Raw genomic sequence first — 25,663 nt, forward strand, 5'->3', positions numbered from 1 at the left:
CGTAGCCTGTCGCCGTGGACGGGTTCGCGGCGGTCGACTTCGGGTTCGCCCGCGAGGTCCTGCAGCGGGGCGTCGCGGCGCTGTACCTCGTCGCGTTCCTCTCGACGCTGAATCAGTTCCGTCCGCTTCTCGGCGAGCACGGACTGCTGCCGGCGCCGGTGCTTCTCGACTGGATCGCCGAGAAGAAGGAACGACGGCGGATGCTGCACCCGACCCTGTTCCTCCGCATCCGGTATTCGGACAGACGACTCGTGCTGTTGTGTGGGGTGGGGATCGCGCTCTCGGCCGTGCTCGTCCTCGGCATCCCGCAGTGGGGGCCGCCGTGGGTGCCGATGCTGTGCTTCCTGGCCTTGTGGCTCGGCTACATGTCGATCGTCAGCATCGGGCAGACGTTCTATTCGTTCGGGTGGGAGATGCTGCTGCTCGAGGCGGGGTTCCTCGCGGCGTTCCTCGGATCGAACGACCAACCGCCGCCGACCGTCGTGATCGTGCTGTTCTGGTGGCTGCTGTTCCGCGTCGAGTTCGGTGCCGGGATGATCAAGATCCGCGGCGGACAGGAGTGGCGCGACCTCACGGCCCTCACCTATCACCACGAGACGCAGCCGATGCCGGGGCCGTTCAGTCGTCAGGCCCACCTGCTGCCTCGGTGGTTCCATCGGGGAGAGGTCGTCGGCAATCACTTCGCGCAGCTCGTGGTGCCGTTCTTCGTCTTCGCGCCGATCCTGTCGGTGTGGATCCCAGGACCGATCCCGCAAGTGGTCGGGGCCGTGGCTGCGACGATCATGATCGCGACGCAGGTGTGGCTCGTCGCCACGGGCAACTTCGCCTGGCTGAACTGGGTGACGATCGTGATCGCGTTCTCGGCGATCGGGTTGCCGGGCATCGGGAGCGCGACAGCATCCGCGGCGCCGTGGCCCGGCATCCCGCTGTACTGGTTCGTGATCACTGCAGCGGTGGGGCTGCTCTATCTCGTGGTGAGCTGGCCGGCGCTACGCAACCTCTTCGCGCGGCGCCAGGCAATGAATGCGAGCTTCAACCGTTGGCAGCTCGCCAACGCCTACGGTGCCTTCGGGACGGTGACGAAGGAACGCGTCGAGATCGTCGTCGAGGGGTCGGTGGATGACGACGGGCTGCTCTGGCAGGAGTACGAGTTCAAGGGCAAACCGGGCGATGTGCGCCGCATCCCTCCCCAGTTCGCGCCGTACCACCTGCGCCTCGACTGGCTGATGTGGTTCCTGCCGCTCGGGCGCTCCCTCGACGACTGGTTCACGGTGTTCCAGCTGCGATTGCTCGAGGCGGATGCTCCGACATTGGCGCTGCTTCGGACAGACCCGTTCGACGGAGAGCCGCCGCGGTGGGTGCGCGCGGTGTCGTATCGCTATCGCTTCGCCACCCGTGCCGAGCGGCGAGCGGACGGCGTGGTCTGGGTGCGCACACGGCAGGCCGTCGTGCTCGGTCCGCTCGGGCTGCGGTAAGTCGCGCGCGCCGGGCAGGATCGCGTGCACGTATGTTGGGTTCTGTTGGATTCGAGGATCCCCGACGGAGGAACGATGCCCGCCGCAGCGCGTCACGATGCGATCCTGCGCGAACTCGAGATGCGAGGCTCGCTGTCGAGCACGGCGCTCGCCGCACGCCTCGGCGTGACGACCATGACTCTGTGGCGTGACCTCGTCACCCTCGAGGAGCGCGGGCTGCTCGTCAAGGTGCATGGCGGGGCGATCTCTCCCGCGGTGGCGCAGCAGCAGTCCCGGGACGCCGAGCAGGGTGCGATCCGACCGAGGCCGGTGGCGACGATCGGAATGATCGTCCCGACCACTCGGTACTACTTCCCCGAAGTGATCCGCGGCGCGAGCCAGGCGGCTCACGAGTCGAACTGCCGCCTCGTGGTCGGCGCATCGAACTACTCCGAGCAGGAGGAGCTGCGTCAAGCGGAGCGACTGATCGCGAGCGGGGTGGATGCTCTGATGATCACGCCCCAGGCCACCCTCGCCAGGGACTCCCCTCTGCAGCGGATGCTGTCGGAGGTGGCCCTTCCAGTGGTGATGGTCGAGAGGTCGGTCGACGACCCGCTCGCCGGAAAGCTCGAGTGGGTCCGCACCGACCATGCTCATGGCGCCGAGGTCGCCGTGCGTCATCTCGCCGAGCAGGGGCATCTCAGGATCGCGCTCGCCGCGCGCCCCGCCGCGACGGTGGCAGGACTCGATGCCGGATACCGACGTGCGATGGGCGCCCTCGATCCGGCCGAAGCACGTGCTCTGCGGCGAGATCTCTCGCACCCGCAGCTCGGCGACAACGCGAACATCGTCGAACTGGGCGCCCTCCTCGACGACTGCCTCGCGCAGGGGATCACAGCCGCGATCCTGCTCGGCGATGCCGACGCGATGGCCTTCCTCGACCTCGTGCTCGAGAGGGGACTGCATGTGCCGCAGGACTTCGCGGTCGTGGCGTATGACGACGAGGTCGCCGGCTTCGCGACGGTTCCCCTCACCGCGGTGGCGCCACCGAAGCACGAGCTCGGCCACGCGGCGCTCCGCCTCTGTGTGGACCGGCTGAAGCAGCCGTCGAGCGCTGCCCACACGTCCGTGCGCATGGCGCTGCTGCCTGCGCTGGTGGTGCGCGAGTCGACGGTCCGCATCTCCTGATTGTTAGGTTTTGTTGTAAATCGGCTTCTTCGGTTGGTGAATCGTGCCGCGTGACGAATGATCGAACTCGCACGGTCAACGATTCAAAGGAGAACCCGCGATGTCCCTGCATCGAACTTCCCTCTCGGTGGTGGCTCTGGCCGCCACTTCCGTCCTCGTCGCGGGATGCGCTGCCGGCGGTCCGGCAGTCGAGCCGGTGACGACAGAGACCCCGAAGGGTGAGGTCACCTTCTGGTCGTTCCTGAGCGGCATGTCCGATGTCGCCGCCGCCTTCAACGCGAGCCAGGACGACATCACGGTCACCTTCGAGGAGATCCCGAACGGGGCGAACGGCGGATACACGAAGCTCTCCGCGGCCATCGAGTCGGGGAGCGGCCCGGATGTGGTCGGCATCGAGTACGACCGGCTTCCCGGATTCGTGGCGGCGGAGCAGCTCGCGCCCGTCGACGAACTGGTGTCGGGTGACGTGCTGGGCGAGTACGACGAGCAGGTGCGCAACCTCGTGTCGTTCGGCGACGCGGCCTACGCCCTCCCGTACGACGCCCCGCCGATGGTCATCTGGTACCGACAGGACGTGCTCGAGGCTGCAGGCGTCGACGTGCCCACGACGTGGGACGAATTCGAAGAGGCGGCCCGCGCCGTCAAGGCCGTCAACCCCGACGCCTACCTCACGAGCTTCTTCACGAACGAGCCGCAGCTCGCACCGATGTCGTGGCAGGCAGGAGCCGAGTGGTTCAGCGTCGAGGACGACAGCTGGAAGGTCGCTGTCGATGACGAGGAGTCGCAGGAGGTCGCCGACTACTGGCAGCGTCTGATCGACGAGGACCTGGTCAAGAAGCAGCTCGGGTTCAGCGACGAATGGACGGCCGATCTGAACAGCGGAGTGGTCAACGCGTGGGTCGGCGGATCATGGAGCGCATCTGCGCTGAAGACCCGCACCGAGGCGTCGGGCCAGGCAGGCAAGTGGATCGCCGCCGCCCCGCCGTCGTGGGATGGCGAGCCCAGCGGAGCGCTGAGCGGCGGCACGAGCTTCGCGATCCCCGAGAACTCCGACAACGCGGCAGCGGCAGCGGTCTTCCTCGAGTGGCTCGTCACGTCTCCCGAGGCGATCGAGGCGCGAGGTGCCGTGGGCACCGCGTACCTGGCCTATCCCGGACTCAATGACGTCGCCGCGTCCGTCGCGCCGACCGACTACTACGCGAACGACATCTACGAGGTCTTCGACGAGGCATCCGCTGACCTCGGCCCGTGGGCCTGGGGACCGAAGTACGACCTCACCGCGACGGCGCTCAAAGACTCCGTCACGGCCTCGCCGACGCTGAGCGATGCGCTGAGCTCGACCCAGAGGGCCACGGTCGACGGGCTCGAGAAGCTCGGCCTCGACATCCAGGAATAGCCGATGCATCGTCGGGCGGGCGCGAAGACGCACCGCCCGACGGTCCGGATCGAAGGACACAGACCATGACGACTCAGGCACCCGCCACGAGGCGCACCCGCAGGAAGACGATTCCGGGAACGGGCGGACGCACCGCATCCGTGTTCCTGATCCCCTTCTTCGTGCTGTTCGCTCTCACGATGATCGCCCCGGTGATCTACGCGATCGGAATGAGCCTCTTCGCCGAGCGACGCAGCGGACTCGGATTCGGCGGGGCGACGGTCGAGTTCGTCGGACTCGGCAACTACCTCGAGGTGCTGAGCGACACCACCTTCACCGACGGCTTCGGGCGGCTGGCGATCTACTGCCTGCTCTATGTGCCTACTCTGCTGGCGTTCGCCCTCGTGCTCGCGCTGCTGCTCGACTCGGCGGTCGCCTACGCCAAGCGCGCGTTCCAGCTGCTGCTTTTCCTGCCGCACGCCGTGCCGGGTGTGATCGCCGCGCTGATCTGGGCCTATCTCTACACCCCCGGCGTCAGCCCGATCGTCAAGGCTCTCGAATCAGGCGGCATCGGGATCGACTTCCTCTCGGTGCAGCTCGTTCTCCCCTCGATGGTCAACATCGCGGTGTGGGAGTGGGCGGGGTACAACGTCATCATCCTCTTCACGGCGCTGCAGGCGGTGCCGCGCGAGATCCTCGAAGCAGCGAAGGTCGACGGCGCGGGCGAGATCCGCACCGCACTGTCGATCAAGACCCCGCTCGTCTGGCCGGCCCTCGGCGTCGCGCTGCTCTTCACCGTGATCGGCTCGCTGCAGCTGTTCACCGAGCCGAAGATCCTGTCTTCCGCGACGACGGCCGTGACCAGCACCTGGGTGCCGAACATGTGGGCCTACGACGCGGCGTTCAACCGCAACAACCTGCCGCAGGCGGCCGCCGCCTCGATCATCCTCGCCCTGCTCGCCGGCCTGCTCTCGTGGGTTGTCACCCGATTCACCTCGAAGGAGCCGACGCGATGACCGCTGTGATCGATCGTCCGACGCCCCAGACGTCCGCCCCCGTGAAGCCGGTGCGCTCGCGCCCGCCGCGCGCTTCACGCCGCACGGCCGCAAAGGTCGGCGTCAACGGACTGCTGGTGCTCGGCTCCGCCTACATGGTGCTGCCGCTGCTCTGGCTCGTGTTCGCGGCGACGAAGGATGCAGGTGAGCTCTACTCGGGCAACGCCTTCGCCTTCGGCACCGACCTGTTCGTCAACCTGCAGCGCCTGCTCGCGCAGGACGACGGGATCTTCCTCCGGTGGCTCGGGAACAGCATTCTGTATGCCGGAATCGGAGCCGTCGTCGGCGGATTCGTCTCGCTCATGGCCGGGTACGCGTTCGACAAGTTCGAGTTCCGCGGCAAGCGGGGGCTGTACGCCTCGGTGCTCGTGGGAGTCCTGATCCCGAACACCGCCACCGTGATCCCGCTCTACCTGCTCGCGGCATCCATCGGACTCACCAACACGATCTGGGCGGTGCTCATCCCGACGCTCTGCAACCCCTTCAGTGTCTACCTGGCGCGGGTGTTCTCGTCGGGCTATCTGCCGGCCGAGACCCTCGAAGCGGCCCGAGTCGACGGCGCCGGTCCCATCCGCAGCTTCCTGCAGGTCGGGCTGCCGATGCTGGTTCCCGGATTCGTCACGATCGCCCTCTTCCAGTTCGTGGGCATCTGGAACAACTTCATGCTCCCTCTGATCATGCTGCAGAACCGCGATCTTTTCCCCTCCAGCGTCGGCATCGCTCTGTGGCAGAGCCAGGTGCAGCAGAACCCCGAGTTCTCGACGCTCGTGATCGCCGGGTCGTTCGTCTCGGTGCTCCCCCTCATCCTCGCGTTCGTGATGCTGCAGCGGTTCTGGCGATCGGGCCTGTCGGCGGGGAGCGTCAAGTGAGCGGGCGGCGTCCGGTGATCGCGTTCGCGATGACCGATTCCGTGCGAGGTCGGGTGTTCCCCGACCGGGTGATGCGCGAGTACGCCGACGTCGCCGAGGTGGCCGGCATCCTCACCGAGTACGACTCCACCCATGCCCGCGCCGTGCTTGCGCGGGTCGAGGTCCTCGTGACCGGCTGGGGAGCGCCGCGCATCGACACTGCGGTGCTCGATGCGGCACCCAGCCTCGAGGCGGTGCTGCATGCGGCGGGCACCGTGAAGCCCTACCTCGACCCCGCAGTTCTCGAGCGCGGGGTGCGGGTGAGCTCGGCAGCCGGTGCCAACGCCGTGCCCGTCGCCGAGTTCGCCGTCGCGATGATCGTGCTGGCGGGCAAGCAGGTGCTCCCGATCGCCCGCCACTATCGCCAGGTGCAGGACGAGTTCGACATCGAGGCATCGTTCCCCGGGCTCGGCAACTACGGTCAGCGCGTCGGGATCATCGGTGCGTCGAAGATCGGCCGCATCGTCATCGGGATGCTCAGGGCCTATGCGTTCGAGGTCGTGGTCTACGACCCGTATCTGTCCGATGCCGATGCGGCGGCGATGGGTGTCGCCTCGATCGCTCTCGACGAACTGCTGCGCACCAGCCGCGTCGTCTCGGTGCATGCGCCGTCGCTGCCCTCGACGATCGATCTGGTGGATGCCGCGGGCATCGCCTCCATGCCGCGTGGCGCGACCCTCGTGAACACCGCACGCGGTGAGATCGTCGATCAGGATGCTCTGACGCGCAGGGTGCTCGCGGGTGAGCTGTTCGCGATCCTCGACGTGACCGTGCCGTGGATCCTAGAGCCGGACCACCCGCTCTACACGTCCGAGCATGCGCTGCTCACCCCGCACATCGCGGGGTCATACGGGGTCGAACTCGAGCGGTTGTCGGGAGTGATGCTCGACGAGCTGCACCGGATCTCGCGGGGCGAGCCGCTCGCGCACGAGGTCGAGCCCGAGCTGCTCGCCATCACTGCCTGACCCGACGCCCCGCCGCGTTCGAATCGCTCATCTGACCCGATATGCACGACGGATGCGGTCAGATGAGCGATTCGAAACCTGAAGACCTCCCCATCATTCGACGACGAAGTACGGAGACACCATGTCCGAACCGATGAAGATGACCAGACGAACCGTCCTCCTCGCAGGTGCCGGTGGCCTGCTTGCGGCTGCGGCGGGAGTCGCGTCCGGGCAGTCGGCGAGCGCCGCACCGTCGCTCCTCCCGGCCGGCCGCACCGGCGCCACGATCACCGAGATCGGGCCCGGCATCATGCAGTACTCGCTCATGAGCGGGGTGCTGCTCGACGGCGTCTGCTACATCGGATCCCGCAACCTCGAGCCGACCGGCATCCTCGCCTTCGATGTCGCATCGGCCACGGTCACGCATTCGACGACGCTCGGGACCGGCCACAGCATCCAGGCGCTCGCGGTGGATCCCGTGCGCAAGGTGCTCTACGCCGGCATCCTGCAGAAGGCTGCGAGTGCGAACAACCTGTATCGCTGGGACCTGACCGACCTCGCCTCGCCCGCGGTGGCGATCGGGCGTATCGGAGACCGGGACGTGCGCGACCTCGCCGTCTCGCCAGACGGCACGGTGTTCGCCGTCGGTGGAGGTGGGTCGAGCGCACCCGCGCTGTGGCAGTACGACCCTGCATCCGGGGCGATCACGAGTCTCGGCGTGCCTGACGCGAAGGCGACCCTCGCGCGCGCCGTGGCGGCCACCGATCAGGCGGTGTTCTTCGGTGCCGGGAGCACGCTCGGGGGTGGAGCGGGCACGAGCAGGGCGGCGCTCTACGCCTTCGATCGTGCCTCGGCGTCCTTCTCCGACATCACTCCCGTCGAGATGGTGAACGACCCCAGCATCCGCGAGCTCACTGTCGCCGGGGACCGGCTTCTCGTGTCGTCCGCGGGGTCGACCGAGCCGTCGAAGCTCGCCGAGATCGCGCTCGCCGATCACGCGTCGTACCGCGCCGTGACATCGATCGGCACCACGGCGAAGAACTTCACCGTCCTGGGTGGCGACGTCTTCTGCGCGAACGACGCCGGCGTGGTCCGGTGGACGCCGGGCGAGGATGCCGTGCAGCAGCTGCCGGTGCCGATCGACCTCGGTGAGATCTGGGGGCTCGACGCCCAGGATGACGGACTGGTCGTGGTCTCGGGCTACGGGTTCGTCGCTGCGTTGGACGCCGCCGGTGCGGTACGAGGCGAGTACGACCTCGGTAGGGCCGGGGCACCCGTGAGCGCACAGACCTGCATGGGCATCGCGGTCGGTGCGGGCTTCGCCTATGTCGGCGGCAACGGGGGCATCGCCCGCCACGATCTGCGACGCGGCGGTGCGATCAATCTCCGCGCGCCCGGGGAGGCGAAGGATGCCGAGGTGATCGGCGGCGTGCTGTACACCGGTCAGTACAACTCGCAGGGAATCTGGGCATACGACCCGCGCTCAGGAGACCCGATCCGCCGCGTGGCATCCTTCCCTTCGGCGCAGAACCGTCCGCTCGACACCCACTGGGACGACTGCAATCGGATGCTGCTGGTGGCGGCTCAGGCCGACACCGAGGGTGGCGGCTCCCTGTGGACCTTCGATCCTCGGACGGGAGCGAGCAGCCATGCGATCAACCCGATCGACGATGTGCAGCTGGTGCGTGCGGTGGTCGCGGTCGACGGCGTCGCGTACCTCGGCGGCGACAATGCCCAGAAGACCGGGCCCCGTGGGACGGTCGTCGCCTGGGATCCTGTGGCGCATCGAGAGCTGTGGCGGGTCGAGACGGCGAAGCCGAACGGAATCGCCGCCCTCGCCGCGCACGGACGATACCTGTTCGCGCTCACGATCAAGGGTGCCCTGGTGGTGATCGACCGGCCCCGCCGCGAGGTCGTGCACACCGGTGACCTCGCCGCACTCGTGCCCGGCTTCGCGGCGATGAAGGCGGCCCGCGGCGTGATCTACGGGGTGTCCGACACGAACCTGTTCCGCATCCACCCTCGCACCTTCGAGGTGACGACGGTCGTGCCGGGCATCAACGGCGGCTGGTACAGCGGGCCTCATCTCAATGTCGACGAGGATGGGGCGGTGTTCACCCTCCGCGGGCGGACTCTGGTCAAGGTCGATGATCGCCCCGGACTCTGAGGTCGCCCGCGCGTTAGGGAGGAGAACCACCCTTCGGGAGGAGCCTCAGGGCTGGATCCTCCTCCCGAGGCGCAGTCCTCCTCCCGAGCAACAGGCCTGAAGTGAGGAACCGTGCCACAGACCCGACGCCGAGCGCGGCGAAACGCCCCGGCCGGGCGCGGGGCCCGGACGGAGCGTTCCGTCTCACTGCAGACGTTCAACTGACCTTCTTGCGGTACGAGACGATCGCGAAAACGTAGCCGACGATCAGGATTCCGACGCACCAGGCGAGGGCGACCCAGATGTCGGTGCCGACCGGCTGCTCGGCGAACAGCGCCTGGATGGTGTTGACGATCGAGGTGACCGGCTGGTTGTCTGCGAACCATTGCACGGGAGCCGGCATCGTGTCGGTCGGCACGAAGGCCGAGCTGATGAACGGCAGGAAGATCAGCGGATACGAGAACGCACTGGCCCCGTCGACCGTCTTGGCGTTGAGTCCCGCGATGATCGCGAGCCACGTGAGTGCCAGGGTGAACAGCATCAGGATGCCGATGACGGCGAGCCACGCCCAGACGCTCGCCCCGGTGCGGAATCCCATCACGAACCCGACCGCGAAGATGATCACCAGGGTGATGGCGTTCGCCGTGAGGGAGGTGAGCACGTGCGCCCACAGCACGCTCGATCGGGCGATCGGCATGGAGTGGAAGCGCTCGAAGATGCCGCTCTGCATGTCGGTGAACAGGCGGAAGGCGGTGTACGCGATCCCGGATGCGATCGCGATCAGCAGGATGCCGGGGAGCAGGTAGTTGACGTAGTTGTCGACGCCGGTGCTCTGCTGCAGCGCGCCGCCGAAGACGTACACGAACAGCAGCATCAGCGCGATCGGTGTGACCGCGGTGGTGATGATCGTGTCGGGACTGCGGAAGATGTGCCGCATCGACCGGCCGGTGAGTGTCGCCGTGTCGGCGGCGAAGTGCGTGCTCATGCTGCGTTCTCCTTTCCGGATTCTGCCGCCGACGGGGTGCCGACGAGGGTGAGGAAGATCTCCTCGAGGGTGGGCTGCTTCTCGACGTACTCGACCTTGGCGGCCGGCAGCAGGCGCTTGAGTTCTGCGAGCGTGCCGTTGGCGATGATTCGACCTTCGTGAAGGATCGCGATGCGGTCGGCCAGCTGCTCGGCCTCGTCGAGGTACTGCGTGGTCAGCAGCACGGTGGTTCCGGTGTTCGCGAGCTCCTTGATGACGTTCCACACCTCGATGCGGGCCTCGGGGTCCAGTCCCGTGGTCGGTTCGTCGAGGTAGATGACCTCGGGGTGTCCGACGAGGCTCATGGCGATGTCGAGTCGGCGTCGCATGCCTCCGGAGTACGTGCCGACCTTGCGGGCACCGGCATCCGTCAGTCGGAAGGCCGCGAGCAGGTCGTCGGCGACGGTGCCGGCATCCGGCAGATGCCGCAGCTTCGCGACCAGCACGAGGTTCTCGCGTCCGGTGAGGATCTCGTCGACTGCGGCGAACTGACCGGTGAGGCTGATCCGCTGCCGCACAGCGAGGGGATCGGCGGCGACATCGATGCCCTGGACGCTGGCGGATCCGGCATCCGAGGTCAGTAGCGTGGAGAGGATGCGGACCATCGTGGTCTTGCCGGCACCGTTCGAGCCGAGGAGGGCGAAGATCGACCCCTTCTCGACCTCGAAGTCGACGCCCCGCAGCACGTGAAGGTCCTTGTAGGACTTCTCGATGCCGCGGACGGCGATCGCGGGGGCGTTCATGATCGGGACTCCTTCTTCTTAGCGTCGTCGACCGCCTTGATGAGGCGTGCGCGCTCCTTGTCGATCCACTGGGTTCCGCCGTACGCCTGGGCGTAGGTCTCGGTGAACTCGACCGGGTCGTCTCCCGTGATGTCGGCGATCGGAGTGCCGTCGATCGAGGCACGCTCCCACAGATCGGCGAGGTCGACGAAGATCTGCACGAGGGTGTCGCCGTCGGTGATGCCTCCGTAGTACATCGTGTAGCGGTGCTGGGCGAGGGCGGTCGTGCGGTACGGCTCGGGGAGAGCCTCGATGCGCTTCTTCGCATCTCGGTACTGCTTCTTCTGCTCGAGCGATCCGGTGAGCGCTTCGATCCACTTCGCGGCCATGTCAGTTCTCCTTGGTGTTCGTGTTCGTGTTGAGTCGTTCGATGTGCTGGGAGAGGAAGCTCCAGGTCTTCCAGAACTCCGCGAGCTCCTGCGTGCCTGCCGCGTTCAGGGAGTACACCTTGCGGGGCGGCCCCTTCTCGCTCGGGACCTTCTCGACGTCGACGAGCTTCTTCTGCTCGACGCGCACGAGGAGTGCGTAGATCGTGCCCTCGGCGATGTCGGTGAATCCGTGATCGCGCACTCTGCTCGTGATCTCGTACCCGTAGGCCGGCTGCTCGGCGAGGAGGGCCAGGACGATGCCCTCCAGGGTGCCCTTGAGCATCTCGGTCATCTGCTTGCCCATGAGAACCTCCTATCGTTCGGTTGCGGTACTCAGTGTTGCTGGGTACCGGTACAAAGTAACACTGAGTACCGGTACTTAGCAACACCGAATAGTGAATTTTCTCCAAGGTCTCGTCGCGCCGCTGTTCGGGAGGCGACCACCTGGCGATTAATACCCCCACGGGGTATATCGGAGCACCGATGACCCGAAGGAAGAGGCTGGGATGACCAGACGAACTGCGGCTGTGGCCGCACTGCTGCTCTCCGGAGCGATCGTGCTCGCGGGGTGCGCGACCACCACTCCCGGCGACGATTCGTCGATGCCGGGCATGGATCACTCATCGTCCGACGCTCAGATCGCGGGCGTGAGCTCTGCCGATGTGATGTTCGCGACCATGATGATCCCGCATCACCAGCAGGCGATCGAGATGGCTGACATCGTGCTGGCCGACGAGGGGATCGATCCTCGCGTCGAGGACCTCGCCACGAGGATCAAAGACGCCCAGGGCCCGGAGATCGAGCAGCTTCAGGGGTGGCTCGACGACTGGGGCGTCGATGCCGGCTCCGGGGGCGGGATGGACCACGGCGACGGGATGATGAGCGACGATGACATGGAGGCTCTCGAGGCGGCAAGCGGGGATGACGCGTCGAGGCTGTTCCTCGAGCAGATGATCGAGCACCACGAGGGCGCGATCGAGATGGCTGAGGCGCAGATCGCCGACGGTGAGAACGCGGATGCCGTCAGCCTCGCGCAGGACATCGTCGATGCGCAGACGTCCGAGGTCGCCGAGATGACGGAGCTGCTGGCGTCGCTCTAGGGCGCCAGGCTAGCCGTTCAGGCGCGCCGCCATCACCAACGCCTCGAGCAGCGGGAGCGTGCGGTCACGGTCGGGCTGCGGGCAGATGTCGAGGGCGTTCGCGAGTTCGAGCGCGAGAGCGGCGTGACCTGCGGCGTTCGGGTGGAACGGGTCGTTCATCATCCCCCACGGCACGCCGCCGTTGCCGAGGTCGGTGAAGCGCGCGTGCTGGTCGACGAGGATCACGTCTTCCGATGCGGCGACCGCGCGCGCGGCATCCGCGAACTCGACGATCCGCTCGCGGCCCGGCGCATTCGGGATGTCGATCGACGGCGGTGTCTGCAGCACGACGATCGCGCCCGCCGCCCGTGCGCGCGTGACGAACTCGCGCAGCGACGCGACGAACTCGGCGGGCTCGACGGTGACCTGGCCTGGACCGGTCGCCATGTCGTTGGTGCCGATCATCAGGGTCACGATGTCGGGATTCCAGGTCGCGATGCGCCGATCCCAGTCGCCGAGGATGTCGGTGATGCGGTGCCCGCTGATCGCCGTGTTGATGACGGCATCGCGGGTGCGTCCCAGTTCTCCGCGGATCAGCTCGTGCAGATGCTCGGCGTAGCTGCGCCCGCCCTGGGTGTGCACGAGTCCGTGGGTGATCGAGTCGCCGGTGATGACCCAGTTCAGCGGCTCGGCGCCGGCGAGCGCGTCTGCGAGGCGGCGGAGATCGGATGCGGCGGATGCGGATGCGGGGGATTCGGCGTTCGGCACGCCCTAAAGACTAGCCGCGGTGTCAGCGGGAGACTTCAGTGGAAGACTGGTCTCATGGCTTCCCCTCTGCTCGATGACCTCCTCGCCCGCATCGTCGACAGTGGCCTGCTCGATGATCCGGTCGCGGAGAACGGTCTCATCTACGGCCGGGCGACGATCGACGCTGCCGGCGCGGTGGTCACCGTCAACGTCGACCCCGAGCTCGAGGATGACGAAGAGAGCCTCGACGCCGACGCGCTGCTCGCGGCGATCACCCGCATCCTGTCGGTGTCAGAGTCGCGGTGGCGTGCGGTGATCGACGAGGTCGCCGACGACATCGACGAGTCTGTCGACGACGAGCCCGTGATCGAGCAGACCGACCTGCGCGACGACCTCGAAGCCACCTCGGTCGTGGTGTTCGCCGACGCCGTGCTGATCGCCTTCGACGCGCCGAAGCAGTTCCCGGATTCCCGGATCCTCGTGCAGCTCGACGACGATCTCGAGGTTGCCAGCATCGAGGTGCGCGATCGCGACGGCGGCGTCGAGGCCTAGACGGTCGAGACCGACAGGCTCAGCGGCGACGACCCTGAGCCCGACCGGCCTCACAACCACTTCTTGTACTTGAACACCCCGTAGAGGGCGACCGCGAAGGCGGCCATCGCGCCGATCGCCATCGGATACCCGTGCACCCAGTGCAGCTCGGGCATGACGTCGAAGTTCATGCCGTAGACGGTGCCGACGAGCGTGGGCGCGAAGATGATCGCCGCCCACGACGAGATCCGCTTGATCTCGTCGTTCTGCGCCAGCCCGGCCTCGGTCTGGCGCCGGGCGACCAGAGCGGAATGCACGGTGAGGGCGTTCTCGAGGATCGCGCGGAACGAGTCGACCCGCTCGTTCACCCGGATGACGTGGTCGAGCACGTCGCGCAGCGACCGCTGCAGCTCCTCGTCGATGCGGTACTTCTCGGATCCGCGACGCAGCCATTCCAGCATCCCGGCGAGGGGATGCACCGCCCGCTGGAAGTTGATGACCTCGCGCGAGAGCTCGTAGATGCGGCGGGAGAGGGCGTCGTCGTCGCTGTCGCCGAAGAGCTGGTCCTCGATCTCGTCGATGTCGTTGAGCAGCCCGGTGACGATCGGCTCGTACCCGTCGACGACCTCATCGAGGATCGCGTAGAACACGGCTTCGGGCCCCATCGCGAGCAGCTCGGGGTGCGCCTCCATGCGGCGGCGCACGCCCACGAGGTCGGGCGACTCGGCGTGCCGGATCGTGACCACGAAATCGGGCCCCACGAACAGGTGCAGTTCGCCGAACTCGATCGACTCCTGCTCGTCGCGGTAGCGGGCGGGCCGCAGCACGGCGAAGAGCGTGTCGCCGTAGCGCTCGACCTTCGACCGCTGGTGTCCTGAGAGCGCGTCTTCGACGGCGAGCGGATGCAGGTCGAACTCGCGGGCGACCGAGGCGACCTCCTGCGGGCTCGGCCGGTAGAGGCCGATCCAGGCGATGCCGCCGTGGGCATCGAGCGACCGGTAGGTCTCGTCGAGGTTCTTCGGGGTCTCGACGCGACGTCCGTGGACGTACACGCCGTTGTCGATGAGGGCCATGGCTGGCTCCGTTCTCGCAGGCGCACTGCCTCGTCAGAGAGGGCGTGCGCAGAATTCGTCAGGGGGCGGGAGACGCCGCCGACGGCTGCGGAGCAGGACGTGCAGGTGCGGAGCCGGAGCTCAACGCACGGATGCAGTCAGACGCGACGCAACGAAGGCGGCGTCGCAACTATCACCGGACATCGCCATCACCGCCTCTCGCGCTCTGAAGGGGTCACGTGACCCGGTGTGCCAGCATACTCCTGCCGTCTGGACGCGAGATCCATGCGGTCCGTGATGCGGTCAGGCGTCGATCCCGACGAGCTCGGCGCTCTTCTGCCACAGGGCCTCGGCCAGTGCGGCATCCTCGATCCGAGGGTTCACCCGTCGCGTCAGCACTCGCTCGTCGTAGTACTCGCCCGAGATCCAGGTCTCGTCCGGCGTGCCCTCGATGAACCAGCTCAGCGTGCTGCCGCCCTTCTCGCTGCTGATGAGCAGCAGGCGCTTGAGCGGAGTGCGGTAGACGAATCGCATGAGCGTGTTCGAATCCGAGGCGAAGTTGGTCTGCACGGTGCCGGGGTGGAAGGCGACCGACGTCAGTCCCTCGCCGTGGAACTTCGTGTGCAGGCTCTTCGTGAACAGCACGTTGGCGAGCTTCGCGTCGCCATAGGCCCGGTTGGCGCTGAAGTCCTTGCGGTTGTCGAGGTCATCGATGTCGATCTTGGCGAACAGTCTGTGCGCGACGCTCGACGTGTTGATGATCGCCGCATGGCCCGTGCGCAGCTGCGGCAGCAGCAGATTCGTCAGCAGGAAGGGTGCCAGGTGGTTGACCTGCAGGGTCTTCTCGAAGCCGTCGACCGTCGGCGTCTGATCGCCGAAGATGCCGCCCGCGTTGTTGGCGAGCACGTCGATCCCCCCGCCGCCCACGGCGTCGGCGATCTTGACGGCGAGCTCGCGCACGTCGCCGAGTCGGGTGAAGTCCGCGGTGAACCACTCGGCACCCGTGTCGGCGGCGACCGCCCGCGTCTTCTCGAGAGAGCGTCCGACCAGGATCAGCCGGTGGCCGGATGCCGCGAGCTGGCGTGCGGATGCCGCGCCGATGCCGTCGGATGCGCCGGTGAGGACGATCGTCTTCGGGGTCACGGCGTCGAACCGGGTCGACGGTCGGCCGTCGATTCCCAGGCGCCGCGACTGCGCGCGACGTACACGGTGTTGGACGACGTCCCGCCGGTGACGGCGTTCGCGAAGTCGACCACGTGGGCGACCGCGTCGTCGAACACCGCGTGCATCTCGACCATGAACTCGTCGTCGGGCGGATCATCCGACCACAGCGCGAAGACGCCACGGGCAGCGAGGTGCCGGTCGAGTGCGCGCAGGCCAGCCGCGGTGTACAGGTCGGCGTGCGTGGGGTCGAGCTGGTGACGCGGCGAGTGGTCGACATCCAGCAGGATCGCGGAGTATCCACGGTGGCCGTCTGCGGGCGCTGCCCGGACGAGGGCGAAGAAGTCGTCTTCGACCAGGGTCGTGCGCGGGTCGTCGACGAGCTCAGCCGACACGGGCAGCAGTTTCTTTCGGTGCCAGCCGATCACCGCGCCGAGCCGATCGACCACGGTGAGAGACGCCACACGTGCATCGCGGAGCGCCGCGACCGCGGTGTATCCGAGCCCGAGACCGCCGACGAGGACAGAGAGGTCATCGCCCGAGGCGGCGGCCAGGCCGAGATTCGAGAGCTCCTCCTCGGCCACCGTGAACAGGCTCGACATCAGGTATTCGTCGCCGAGCTTGACCTCGTAGATCTCCTCGCCGACCGCAGGCTCGGTGCGTCGGCGCAGCGTCAGCTCGCCGATCGGTGTCTCCTGCCAATCGAGCTCTTCGAATCTCGTGATCATCGCGGGTTCTTCCCGTCGTCGTTCGTGCTCGCGGGCAAGGGGGCGGGTGCCTCTGTGCGGGGCTGGATCGCGGGAGAGTTCGTCGAGGAGGGAAGGAAGATCCTCTCGGGTTCCGGCTCAGGCGTCGGCAGGGCAGGCGCGGCGGCCGCAGGCTCTGCGGGAGAGGTGGGCTGCGCCGGGAGCTCGCGCGCGACCTGCTTCTCGAGCACCTCGACGGCCTCGTCGCTGAGCAGGATCAGCCCTTCGAGCTCGTCGCGCACACGCTTGTACGCGATGTTGCGCTCGGCCTGCGTGGCCGATTCGTCGACGGCGACCTTGAGCAGCTGCTGCGCGCGGTCGAGGCGCTTGCGCTCGGGTTCGGTGAAGGTCGAGTCGCGCAGACGCCGGGCATCCTTCTCGGCGATCTCGAACGCGACGGCGTACGCGCCCACCGCATCGAGGTACTCCGACACCTGCTGCTCGGTCACGTTCGCCTCGGCCGACAGCGGCCGCAGAGCATCCGCCGTCTTCTTCGCCCGCAGGAACGCGGCGACCAGCGGCTGGCGCCCGTCGCTCATGGCGGGGAAGGCGATGAGCTTCGCGACGTCGAGCTCGTAGTCGAGCCAGCGGGCGGTGATCTCGTCGTGCTCGGCGAACAGGCGCTCGAGCAGGGCGTTCGGGGCGACCGATGCCCGTGTGTCGACGATGGCCGGGCCGATGCGCTTCGCCCGTCCGCTGCGCGCTTCGATCTGGGCGGTCTTGATCTCGGCCTTGAGTCGCAGAGTCTCGATGCGTCGTTCGTGCCGGCGCTTCGCGCTGCGCTCCCACGCCTTCGCCGCGCCGCCGGCCATGCCGAGGATCGGGAAGGCGAGCCACCAGTAGTTGCCCGCAAAGATCCAGAAGCCCCGGATGAACTCGTCCATGATGACCTCAGCCTACTTCTCGGGCTTCACGGAGTCGCCTGCTCCCGGCACCGGCTCGCGGTTAGCCTGTGGGCATGATCATCGACGATTTCCCGCGTGACCTGCTGATGACCGGGGCGATCTTCGGGATCGCCGCCTTCGTGTGGGCGGGGTGGGCGCAGGAGCGCCCGCCGAAGCACTGGAGCTGGCACGTGATCCTCGGGATGCTCAGTCTCGGCGGCGCGGCTCTGGCCGGGATCAGTCTGCCCGCGGCGATCCGCAACTGGTCAGCGCCGACGGCGATCAGCTGGGGTGGCGCAGCGTCGACCTGGTATCTGATCGTCTTCTGGATCGAGGTGGTGGTGATCATCGTGCTGGCGATCTGGGCGACCAGGCGCAAGCGACAGGATCTCATCGCGCCCCTCGTGCTGGCTGTCGTCGGCATCCACTTCATTCCGCTCGCGTGGGTGTTTCAGCAACCGGTCTTCGCGTTCGCCGGGGCGCTCATAGCCGTCGCCGCGCTGGCCGCCGCGCTGGTGCCCGACAAGGAGGCCGCCCGGAGCTTCTGGTGCGGCATCGTGGCGGCGCCGATTCTGCTGACGGTCGGCACGATGTGCGCGGTGATCGCGTTCGGGAGCCTCTGAACCGGCATCCGTGCTCGGGCCGCGCCCGCATCCGATCCGACCGTCGGAGAATCCCCCGTTTTCCGTAATTACGAACTTTTGATAGGTTCGGATCATGGAATCCGACGAGCAGAGCACGATCGAGCGCCGGCTCGCCGACCTCGAGCACGAGGTCGCGCGACTCTCCGCATTCGCCGCTCACCCTGCCGCACCCGCCGACGGTGCGGAATCGGAAGCGACGGATGCTGCGCCCGGAGCCGCCGGCTCCGACGATCCGCTCTGGTTCGTGAACGAGCTCGGCCGCCGTGCGCCGGGGGCCGTGATGATGGCCGGCGCGGTCGAGACGCAGGCGGGCCCCATCCGCTGGCAGTACGGGCTGCACGCCGAAGGGCTGCTCGCGAATGACTGGAGCGACCTCGCCCGTCCGCTCGAAGCTCTGGGGCACCCGGCACGCATCGAGCTCGTGCGCCAGGTGATGCGCGGCGCGCACACGACGGCCGAGCTGCTGCAGCTCGAGCACCTCGCCTCGTCGGGCCAGCTCTACCACCATCTGCGCCAGCTCGTCAGCGCGGGGTGGCTCGTCTCTCCGCGCCGCGGGCACTACGAGGTGCCGGCCGCACGCGTGGTTCCTCTTCTCGTCCTGACCATGATCGCTTCGAGCTGAGGAGCCCACCGTGACCACTCCCTCGAACCCCTCCGCCGACCTGCAAGACCCGCAGAACGCGCCGGATACTCCACGCCGGCGCCCCACACGAGCGATCCTCGCCGTGATCGGCGCGGCAGCGATCGTCGGCGTCGCGCTCGGTGCGGCGATCGGCCCTCAGCATCAGACGGTCAGCGCGTCGACTGCGGGCGATGAGGCACTGGCCGACCGCATCCGCTCCCTGCCCGGGAGTCTCGACAGCTTCCGCGCACTCTCCGTCGCTGAGATCGGCCCCGACGGCGCCGTCTTCGCCGGGCTCGGCGACGCCGACCCGTCGAACGCTGGAGCCCCGACCGCCGACACGGTGTTCGAGCTCGGATCCATCACCAAGACCTTCACCGGCGCGCTGTTCGCCGATGCGATCGAGCGAGGCGAGGTCGAGGCCGAGGATCAGCTCGCTGAGCACCTTCCCGAGCTCGAAGGCACGGATGCCGGCGAGGTGACGCTCGCGTCGCTGTCGCAGCACTCCTCCGGACTGCCCGGACTCGGTGCCACGGCGGAAGCGGAGTCGCTGGCCGGCGTCCTCCTGAACGAGAATCCCTACGCGACGACCACGACCGAGCAGCTGATCGCCGACGCGGCGGTCGCGCCGGTCGACCCCGATCAGGGCTCGGTCTATTCGAACTTCGCCGTCTCGCTGCTCGGGACGGCACTCGTCGAAGCGGCGGATGCCGATGGCTACGCGGCCCTGCTGAGGGAGCGCATCACTGATCCGCTCGGTATGGACGACACGGTCGTCGCGGCGACGGCCGACGCGGTGCCCGCTGACGCGGTGCCCGGATTCCTGTCGAACGGCACACCCGCGCTGCGCTGGTGGGGCGAGGGATACCTGCCGGCCGGTTCGTCGACCTTCACGACCGCCGCCGACCTGGCGACCTGGGCGCAGGCCAATCTCGACGGGACTGCCCCGGGCGCAGCCGCTCTCGACCCGACCGCACCCATGGGGGAAGGCGCCGAGATCGGATGGGGATGGATCACGTCGGCCGCGTTCGACGGCGACGGCCTGCAGACCTGGCACAACGGCGGAACCGGGGGCTTCCGCACCATGCTCACACTCGACCGGGAGGCCGGCACAGCCTTCCTTGCGCTGTCGAACACGACCGCCCCGGCCGACTACATCGCCATGTCGTATGCGTCCGGCGCGCCGATTCCCGCGATCGACAGCGCGTCGGTCGGCATCGCGTGGGGCATCTTCGGGCTCGCTCTGCTGTTGAGCCTGGTCGCCCTGATCCGCGCGTTCCGGGTGAAGGCGCTTCTGCCGTCGATCGGCGACCTGATCTGGGCGACCTTCGGCCTCCTGCTGCTCTGGCACAGCGGGCCGTGGTTCTCCGTCGGCGGCTGGGTGTGGGGCATCGCTCTCGCACCGGCGCTCGCTGCCATCGGCGTCCTGGTACTGCGTGGTTCGCGGACGCCGCTGCCCTTCCGGCCTCGCCGCCGCGCGTGGTACTGGTGGGCGGTCGCCGTGATCGGAGCGATGTTCGCCGTCGGGGTCACGTTCCTCTGGTGACCCGGTGCCGGTTGTCCCGGTCAGCCCCGGTCGTCGAGCGGGGACGGTGGCGAAGACCGAGACGCAACGCCGTCGGGTCACCAGAAGCCGCGGCTCAGAGGCCGAGCTTCTCGGCACAGGCGACGCAGTGGGTGGCGAACGGGCGCACCTCGAGTCGCGCCTCGGGAATCGGTCGGCCGCAGTTCGCGCAAATACCGTAGGTGCCGGCATCCAGTCGTGCGATCGCGTCGTCGACCTGCTGGAGTTCGGATGCCGCCGCCTCGGCGAGCCCCGTCAGCCGTGACCACTCCGATGAGAGCGTCACGCCCTCGGGGTCGTGCTCGTCGTCGTCGTTCGAGCCCTCGCGGTCGTGCATCAGCTCGGCGAGTGTGACCCCGGTCGCTTCGACCCGCTCCGCTGCCTGGGCGCGCAGCTGTTCGAGGCGAGCACGGGCATCCAGGGTCATCCGCACACTCTAGGCCGGGGTTCCGACATCCGGGCCGAACGCCCCCCGTCACCAGTCGTTCACTCAGCGTTCCGTTTCGAGTACGCCGGTCTCGTAATTGCCTGTCACCTTCGCGAGTTGGAATACTCCTGTTCTCGGAATTCGGGAACATCTCCTCCCGAAAGGTCATCATGCGCCGCCTCACCCTGCCCGCCGTCGGCCTCCTCGGCGTCGCCGCCCTCGCCCTGACCGGCTGCCAGAGCCCGTCCGCCGAAGCGGCCCCCGCCGACCCGAACGCTCCGATCACGATCGCGACGATCCCCGTCGGCGAAGACCCCACCGCCGAGAACCCGATCGAGGTCTTCGCCGAGCTCCTCGAGGCCGCCACCGGTCGCGACGTCGAGATCACCGACGTGCCCGACTACCTGAGCGTCGTCGAGGCGATCCGTGCCGACCACGTCGACATCGGCATCATGAGCGGCTTCCCCTCGGCGCTCGCCGTGAACACCGGCGAAGTCGACGCGCTCGTCGCGTTCCAGGGCGATGACAAGCCCGTCTCGACCTGTGTCGTGCTGAACGACTCGCCCATCGAGACCGTCGAGGACCTCGAGGGCAAGACCGTCGCCTTCGCCGATCAGGCGTCGAGCTCCGGCTACTTCATGCCGGTGTACATGCTGCACGAGGCCGGCCTCGAGCAGGGCACCGACTACGAGGCGATCTTCGCGGGCGGACACGAGGGCAGCTTCGCGGCACTGCAGCAGGGACAGGTGGATGCCGCCTGCACCGCCGTCATGCTGACCGAGCTCGGCGCGCCGATGTTCCCGTTCGCCGACGGCGAGTGGCGTGCCGTCGGCGAGAGCCCGGCCATGGATATTCAGGGTGCAGTGCTCGGCCGTCAGTCGCTCGACGCCGAGACCCGCAAGCTCATCCAGGACGGCATCGCCGAGGTCTTCTCGCCTGAGAACGCCGAAGCTCTCGGAGCCTACGGCGCCTTCGCCGCCGCCGAGCAGACGGTCGACCCCGACGGATCGTCGTTCTCCTCCTTCGCCGAGATCGCCGCGGTCGCCGGCGTTGAGCTCGAGGACCTCAAGTGACGAGTCCCATACTCTCCACGCTCGGTTCGTCGGAAAACCCAGACGGTTCGTCCGCCGGTCGGCATGTCGCATCCCGACGCGCCGCATCGGCATCCGATGGTCTGGGTTCTCCGACTACGGCAGGGCCGGATGCAGTGCCGGATGCAGGGCCGGATGCCGCAACATCCGCCACACGCACTCCCACCGCCGAACTGCGCCAGGCCCTGCCGCTCGTGACGGTGCGCGACCTCAGCGTCGCCTACGACACGACCACGGTGCTCGACGGCGTCGATCTCGACCTGTTCCCGGGCGAGATGGTCGCCCTGCTCGGTGCCTCTGGTTCGGGCAAGTCGACTCTGATGCGCAGCCTCACCGGGTTCGCCCCGATATCGGCGGGCTCCGTGCGGGTCGCGGGGCACGATGTCACCAACCTCGCGCGCGGCGAGCTGCGCACCCTGCGGTCTGATGTCGGACAGGTGTTCCAGCAGTTCAACCTGATCCCTCGGCTCAGCGTGCTGACCAACGTGCTCACGGGTGCACTGCACGGAGCCGGACCCATCAACATGGTCGGCGGCTTCTCGAGCGCGCATCGTCGCCGCGCGCTCGAGCTGCTCGACCGGGTCGGCATCGCCCACAAGGCGAACGCCCCGGCCCGGTCGCTCTCGGGAGGGCAGCAGCAGCGCGTCGCGATCGCCCGCGCGCTCATGCAGCAGCCCCAGGTGATCCTGGCCGATGAGCCGGTCGCGTCGCTCGATCCGAAGCTCGCGGACTCGGTGCTCGAACTGCTGCGCGAGATCGCTACCGAAGACGGCATCCCCGTGCTCGTCAGCCTGCATGTGCTGCCATTGGCGCTCGCGCACAGCGACCGCATCATCGGCCTGCGACACGGACGGATGCTGGTCGCCGGTGCCACATCGCAGCTGGATGCCGCGGCCCTCGCGCCGCTCTACGACGACGAGGAGCGCGACGATGACGCTCACCACTGATCCCCGGCCGAAAGACGGCTCGACGGGCGGCTCCACCGGCGGTTCGACCGGCTCGACCGGCTCGTCGAACGGGAAGACCGCCCGCCCGACGACTCGCCCCGCGCTCGACGCGGCCGAGCGGTCCCGCCTCGAGCGCGCCTTCCGGGTGCCGCGTGCACGGTTCCTGATCGGACTGCCGATCGCCGCTCTGCTGCTGATCTGGTCGTTCAACGGCGCGGAGTTCAACTTCATCAAGCTGGGCGACGGCGCGGTCAACATGGGCGAGTTCCTGTCGCGCCTGTTCCCGCCGGACTTCTCGAAGATCGGCACCATCCTCGCCCTGCTGCTCGAGACGTTCCAGATGGCGGTCGTCGGCACCGTGCTCGGCGCGGTGCTGTCGCTGCTCGCCGCCTTCGGGGCGTCGTCGAACATCGCGCCGAAGTGGGTCTACTACCCGACCCGCTGGGTGATGAACATCATCCGCTCCGTGCCCGACCTCGTCTTCGCGCTCATGTTCGTCTCGGCCGTCGGACTCGGGCCGTTCGCCGGCATCCTGGCCATGACCCTCGGATCCATCGGGTCGATCGGCAAGATCTTCGCCGAGGCCATGGAACAGGTCGACCGCGGGCCCGTCGTCGCCATGGAGGCGGTCGGTGCCTCGAAGAGGCAGGTCATCCAGTACGGCATCCTGCCGCAGAGCGCACCGCTGCTCACGTCGTACACACTGCTGCTGTTCGAGGGCAACGTGCGCGGCGCGACCATCCTCGGCCTGGTCGGCGCCGGCGGCATCGGCCTCGAGCTGACCACCGCGATGCGCATGTACGACTACGGCCACCTCAGCGCCATCATCATCTGCATCATCGTGCTCGTCACGGCGATCGACCAGGGCAGTGCCCTCATCCGAAGGAGAATCACATGACCATCGCCGACATCGACCTGGTGCTCAGCGCCCCCGTCAACCTGCGCGACCTCGGCGGAATCCCGATCGACGGCGGCGTGCTGCGCGAGGGTCTCGCGATCCGCACCGACGACCTCGCGTACGTCACGACCGAGATCGCGTCTCAGCTCGTCGCCGCAGGGCTCACCGCGATCATCGATCTGCGCTCGCCGCTGGAGGTGTCGGTGACCGGCCGGGGCCCGCTCGCCGACTACCCCGTCGCGTACCACCACCTGCCGCTGATCGCCGATGTCGGACGCTCGATGGGCGAGGGCGCGACCGAACTCAGCCATGATGCCATGGGGCAGATGTACCTGCGCATGGTCGAGGTCGCAGCTCCCCAGCTCGTCACGGCGCTGAACGTCATCGCACACACCCCGGGAACGGCGGCGTTTCACTGCGCGGCCGGACGTGATCGCACCGGCGTCGTCGCGGCGATGCTGCTGCTCGCTCTCGGTGCGGCGGATGACGACATCGTCGCCGACTACGCCCTCACCGGCGGCAACATGGTCGCGATCATGCAGCGCACGGCTCCCGTGATGGGGGCGATGTGGAAGGCGCTCGGATTCGACGCCTCGGCCGTCGCGTCGACGTCGTCGCTGCTCGAGGGATCGATGGAGGTCTCGATGCGCACGCTGCTCGACACCCTCCGCGAGCAGCACGGCGATGCGCTCGCCCCGCTCCGTGCGGCGGGGCTGTCGGATGCGACGGTCGCACGGCTCCGCGAGCGGGCGCTCGGGGCGTGACAGTCGTGGAGGTGGATGCCGGGGCTGCGGTTCGCCGTCGTCCCGGTCGTCCGCGCGACGAGGACATGGACGGCCAGATCGTCGCCGCGACGCTCGAGATCATCGACGCGGGCCAAGACGTGACCGTCAGCCGCGTCGTCGCGCGGAGCGGTGTGAGTCGCGCCGCGCTGTATCGGCGGTGGCCGTCACTCACGACGCTGATCGCGGCAGCTCTCGACGTGGGGCGCACGATTCCGCCCGAGTACCCGGATGGCGTCGATCTGCGCGAGGCGCTGATCGACGGTCTCGGTCTGGGTGAGGTCGGCGCGGTGCTGACAGCATCCGGGTACTCGGAAGAGCGTTTTCGGCAGCGCATCCGTCTCGTGATGTCGGACCGAGCTCTGCAGAAGGCGTACTGGCAATCACATGTGTCGCGTCGTCGGGTGCCGCTGTTGAACGCGCTGCGCGCCGGGATCGCGCGCGGAGAGCTGCGGGCGGATCTCGATGTCGAGGCGTGCTTCGACGCGATCGCCGGTACCGCGTACTACCAGATCGTCGTGCGCGGCGATCGGATGGATGACCCCGCGGTGGCGACACGGCTGCGCGCCGCGGTCGACGTGATCTGGCGCGGGATGGTGGCCTGACACACTCACGTGCGCGTTATCCGCCACACCTGCATGTTCAGATGACGGATGCAGGCCGAGAGCCCCAGATCCGGCCGGTATTCGTCATCTGGGCACGCATCCGTGCGGACTCCCGCTGGCTCATTCGGCTGGTGGATCCCCGGGTGGCGGACGAATCGCCGTCGCCCACGCCGCCGACCGGGATTCGACCAGCCAACCGGAAGGTCAGCGAGCTCGGTTATTCGAGCCACTCCGTGATGAACCGGTCGCTGGCATGGATGTGGGTGGCCTCATAGGTGCCGCCGTCGAGTACTTCGAAGCGGTGGTCGACGAGCGCCGGAACGACCAGCACCTGACCTCCGGCTCCGACGACCTGCTCGTCACCCACGGTGAACAGTGCGCGGCCGGCGTGGATGACGAAGGTCTCGACGTACGGATGCCGGTGCCGCCGTGGCCCTGAGCCTGGTCTCACGATGTACTCGCGCATGATGCTCACGGGGGAGCCGATCAGGTAGCCCTCGATATCGGCATCGCGGGCGGCGTCTACGGGATGGATCGTCATGATGCCTCCTTGCTCGCCGAGGCTACTCACGCGATGCCCCGCACGGAAGAGGCGCTGGTGACCCGGGGAGAACGTCGACGGCACGTGTTCGCGCACGC

Annotated in this window: 28 protein-coding genes; 17 read left to right on the forward strand and 11 right to left on the reverse strand. The window is 67.9% G+C overall.

Annotated elements, in window-relative coordinates:
• Window positions 1–14 precede the first annotated feature (14 nt).
• The 7 genes from RQG77_RS05700 to RQG77_RS05730 all read left to right on the forward strand — a co-directional run bounded on the left by RQG77_RS05700 (window position 15) and on the right by RQG77_RS05730 (window position 9,091).
• Window positions 15–1,475 (forward strand): lipase maturation factor family protein, encoded by a 1,461-nt coding sequence (locus tag RQG77_RS05700; RefSeq protein WP_311243862.1) that lies wholly within the window; start codon window positions 15–17, stop codon window positions 1,473–1,475.
• Window positions 1,476–1,550: 75 nt separating this feature from the next.
• Window positions 1,551–2,642: a substrate-binding domain-containing protein gene (locus RQG77_RS05705; protein ID WP_311243863.1), complete on the forward strand. Its 1,092-nt coding sequence runs from the start codon at window positions 1,551–1,553 to the stop codon at window positions 2,640–2,642.
• A 100-nt stretch (window positions 2,643–2,742) separates the two neighbouring features.
• Window positions 2,743–4,038 (forward strand): sugar ABC transporter substrate-binding protein, encoded by a 1,296-nt coding sequence (locus RQG77_RS05710; protein WP_311243864.1) that lies wholly within the window; start codon window positions 2,743–2,745, stop codon window positions 4,036–4,038.
• Window positions 4,039–4,103: 65 nt separating this feature from the next.
• A complete protein-coding gene (locus RQG77_RS05715) occupies window positions 4,104–5,033 on the forward strand; it encodes a carbohydrate ABC transporter permease (protein WP_259161003.1) in 930 nt (309 codons plus the stop codon).
• Window positions 5,030–5,941: a carbohydrate ABC transporter permease gene (locus RQG77_RS05720; protein ID WP_311243865.1), complete on the forward strand. Its 912-nt coding sequence runs from the start codon at window positions 5,030–5,032 to the stop codon at window positions 5,939–5,941. The genes RQG77_RS05715 and RQG77_RS05720 overlap by 4 nt, the downstream gene beginning before the upstream one ends.
• Window positions 5,938–6,945 carry a hydroxyacid dehydrogenase gene (locus RQG77_RS05725; RefSeq protein ID WP_311243866.1) on the forward strand — a complete coding sequence of 336 codons (1,008 nt, stop codon included), beginning with the start codon at window positions 5,938–5,940 and terminating at the stop codon, window positions 6,943–6,945. The genes RQG77_RS05720 and RQG77_RS05725 overlap by 4 nt, the downstream gene beginning before the upstream one ends.
• 121 nt (window positions 6,946–7,066) lie before the next feature.
• Window positions 7,067–9,091: a hypothetical protein gene (locus RQG77_RS05730; protein WP_311243867.1), complete on the forward strand. Its 2,025-nt coding sequence runs from the start codon at window positions 7,067–7,069 to the stop codon at window positions 9,089–9,091.
• A 196-nt stretch (window positions 9,092–9,287) separates the two neighbouring features.
• Here RQG77_RS05730 and RQG77_RS05735 read toward each other — a convergent pair whose 3' ends face one another.
• The 4 genes from RQG77_RS05735 to RQG77_RS05750 are packed head-to-tail and all read right to left on the reverse strand — an operon-like array spanning window position 9,288 to window position 11,548.
• Window positions 9,288–10,055, reverse strand: coding sequence for an ABC transporter permease (locus RQG77_RS05735; protein WP_311243868.1), 768 nt, complete (start codon window positions 10,053–10,055; stop codon window positions 9,288–9,290).
• Entirely contained in the window at window positions 10,052–10,837 is a 786-nt protein-coding gene (locus RQG77_RS05740; protein ID WP_311243869.1) for an ATP-binding cassette domain-containing protein, read from the reverse strand. The genes RQG77_RS05735 and RQG77_RS05740 overlap by 4 nt, the downstream gene beginning before the upstream one ends.
• On the reverse strand, window positions 10,834–11,205 hold the full coding sequence (locus RQG77_RS05745) for a DUF1048 domain-containing protein (RefSeq protein ID WP_311243870.1): 372 nt from the start codon (window positions 11,203–11,205) through the stop codon (window positions 10,834–10,836). The genes RQG77_RS05740 and RQG77_RS05745 overlap by 4 nt, the downstream gene beginning before the upstream one ends.
• A gap of 1 nt (window position 11,206) precedes the next feature.
• Window positions 11,207–11,548 (reverse strand): PadR family transcriptional regulator, encoded by a 342-nt coding sequence (locus RQG77_RS05750; RefSeq protein WP_311243871.1) that lies wholly within the window; start codon window positions 11,546–11,548, stop codon window positions 11,207–11,209.
• A 202-nt stretch (window positions 11,549–11,750) separates the two neighbouring features.
• On the opposite strand from RQG77_RS05750, the gene RQG77_RS05755 reads away from it, so the two are divergent.
• Window positions 11,751–12,344 (forward strand): DUF305 domain-containing protein, encoded by a 594-nt coding sequence (locus RQG77_RS05755; protein WP_311243872.1) that lies wholly within the window; start codon window positions 11,751–11,753, stop codon window positions 12,342–12,344.
• Between the two features lie 9 nt (window positions 12,345–12,353).
• On the opposite strand, the gene RQG77_RS05760 is transcribed toward RQG77_RS05755, so the two are convergent.
• Window positions 12,354–13,091: an SGNH/GDSL hydrolase family protein gene (locus RQG77_RS05760; RefSeq protein WP_311243873.1), complete on the reverse strand. Its 738-nt coding sequence runs from the start codon at window positions 13,089–13,091 to the stop codon at window positions 12,354–12,356.
• A 54-nt stretch (window positions 13,092–13,145) separates the two neighbouring features.
• Here RQG77_RS05760 and RQG77_RS05765 point away from each other — a divergent pair, with 54 nt between their 5' ends.
• Window positions 13,146–13,622 (forward strand): cytochrome C5, encoded by a 477-nt coding sequence (locus RQG77_RS05765; protein WP_311243874.1) that lies wholly within the window; start codon window positions 13,146–13,148, stop codon window positions 13,620–13,622.
• Between the two features lie 50 nt (window positions 13,623–13,672).
• On the opposite strand, the gene RQG77_RS05770 is transcribed toward RQG77_RS05765, so the two are convergent.
• From RQG77_RS05770 to RQG77_RS05785, 4 genes are all read right to left on the reverse strand, one after another.
• A complete protein-coding gene (locus RQG77_RS05770; RefSeq protein WP_056511040.1) occupies window positions 13,673–14,674 on the reverse strand; it encodes a magnesium and cobalt transport protein CorA in 1,002 nt (333 codons plus the stop codon).
• A gap of 282 nt (window positions 14,675–14,956) precedes the next feature.
• The gene (locus RQG77_RS05775) at window positions 14,957–15,796 is read right to left on the reverse strand and encodes an SDR family NAD(P)-dependent oxidoreductase (RefSeq protein ID WP_311243875.1); all 840 of its coding nucleotides are present in this window, start codon (window positions 15,794–15,796) and stop codon (window positions 14,957–14,959) included.
• Window positions 15,793–16,542: a spermidine synthase gene (locus RQG77_RS05780; protein WP_311243876.1), complete on the reverse strand. Its 750-nt coding sequence runs from the start codon at window positions 16,540–16,542 to the stop codon at window positions 15,793–15,795. Before RQG77_RS05780 ends, RQG77_RS05775 begins: the two co-directional genes overlap by 4 nt.
• A complete protein-coding gene (locus RQG77_RS05785; protein ID WP_311243877.1) occupies window positions 16,539–17,444 on the reverse strand; it encodes a hypothetical protein in 906 nt (301 codons plus the stop codon). The genes RQG77_RS05780 and RQG77_RS05785 overlap by 4 nt, the downstream gene beginning before the upstream one ends.
• Window positions 17,445–17,518: 74 nt before the next feature.
• Here RQG77_RS05785 and RQG77_RS05790 point away from each other — a divergent pair, with 74 nt between their 5' ends.
• The 3 genes from RQG77_RS05790 (at window position 17,519) to RQG77_RS05800 (ending at window position 20,256) form a co-directional block, all read left to right on the forward strand.
• Entirely contained in the window at window positions 17,519–18,067 is a 549-nt protein-coding gene (locus tag RQG77_RS05790; RefSeq protein WP_311243878.1) for a hypothetical protein, read from the forward strand.
• 94 nt (window positions 18,068–18,161) lie between these two features.
• Window positions 18,162–18,710 (forward strand): winged helix-turn-helix domain-containing protein, encoded by a 549-nt coding sequence (locus RQG77_RS05795; protein ID WP_311243879.1) that lies wholly within the window; start codon window positions 18,162–18,164, stop codon window positions 18,708–18,710.
• Window positions 18,711–18,720: 10 nt separating this feature from the next.
• A complete protein-coding gene (locus RQG77_RS05800) occupies window positions 18,721–20,256 on the forward strand; it encodes a serine hydrolase domain-containing protein (protein WP_311243880.1) in 1,536 nt (511 codons plus the stop codon).
• A 94-nt stretch (window positions 20,257–20,350) separates the two neighbouring features.
• Here RQG77_RS05800 and RQG77_RS05805 read toward each other — a convergent pair whose 3' ends face one another.
• Window positions 20,351–20,701: a TraR/DksA C4-type zinc finger protein gene (locus tag RQG77_RS05805; RefSeq protein WP_311243881.1), complete on the reverse strand. Its 351-nt coding sequence runs from the start codon at window positions 20,699–20,701 to the stop codon at window positions 20,351–20,353.
• Window positions 20,702–20,871: 170 nt separating this feature from the next.
• On the opposite strand from RQG77_RS05805, the gene phnD reads away from it, so the two are divergent.
• Genes phnD through RQG77_RS05830 form a run of 5 tightly spaced genes read left to right on the forward strand, consistent with a single transcriptional unit; the run spans window position 20,872 to window position 25,024 of the window.
• Entirely contained in the window at window positions 20,872–21,774 is a 903-nt protein-coding gene (phnD, locus tag RQG77_RS05810) for a phosphate/phosphite/phosphonate ABC transporter substrate-binding protein (protein WP_311243882.1), read from the forward strand.
• A complete protein-coding gene (gene phnC, locus RQG77_RS05815; protein WP_311243883.1) occupies window positions 21,771–22,739 on the forward strand; it encodes a phosphonate ABC transporter ATP-binding protein in 969 nt (322 codons plus the stop codon). Before phnD ends, phnC begins: the two co-directional genes overlap by 4 nt.
• The gene (gene phnE, locus RQG77_RS05820) at window positions 22,723–23,637 is read left to right on the forward strand and encodes a phosphonate ABC transporter, permease protein PhnE (protein WP_311243884.1); all 915 of its coding nucleotides are present in this window, start codon (window positions 22,723–22,725) and stop codon (window positions 23,635–23,637) included. The genes phnC and phnE overlap by 17 nt, the downstream gene beginning before the upstream one ends.
• Complete coding sequence (locus tag RQG77_RS05825; protein ID WP_311243885.1) at window positions 23,634–24,401, forward strand: tyrosine-protein phosphatase; 768 nt, start codon at window positions 23,634–23,636, stop codon at window positions 24,399–24,401. The genes phnE and RQG77_RS05825 overlap by 4 nt, the downstream gene beginning before the upstream one ends.
• Window positions 24,398–25,024, forward strand: coding sequence for a TetR/AcrR family transcriptional regulator C-terminal ligand-binding domain-containing protein (locus RQG77_RS05830; protein ID WP_311243886.1), 627 nt, complete (start codon window positions 24,398–24,400; stop codon window positions 25,022–25,024). Before RQG77_RS05825 ends, RQG77_RS05830 begins: the two co-directional genes overlap by 4 nt.
• A gap of 217 nt (window positions 25,025–25,241) precedes the next feature.
• On the opposite strand, the gene RQG77_RS05835 is transcribed toward RQG77_RS05830, so the two are convergent.
• Window positions 25,242–25,565 (reverse strand): cupin domain-containing protein, encoded by a 324-nt coding sequence (locus RQG77_RS05835; protein WP_311243887.1) that lies wholly within the window; start codon window positions 25,563–25,565, stop codon window positions 25,242–25,244.
• Window positions 25,566–25,663 lie beyond the last annotated feature (98 nt).

It is taken from the genome of Microbacterium sp. WCS2018Hpa-23, assembly GCF_031843845.1.
Lineage (GTDB): Bacteria > Actinomycetota > Actinomycetes > Actinomycetales > Microbacteriaceae > Microbacterium.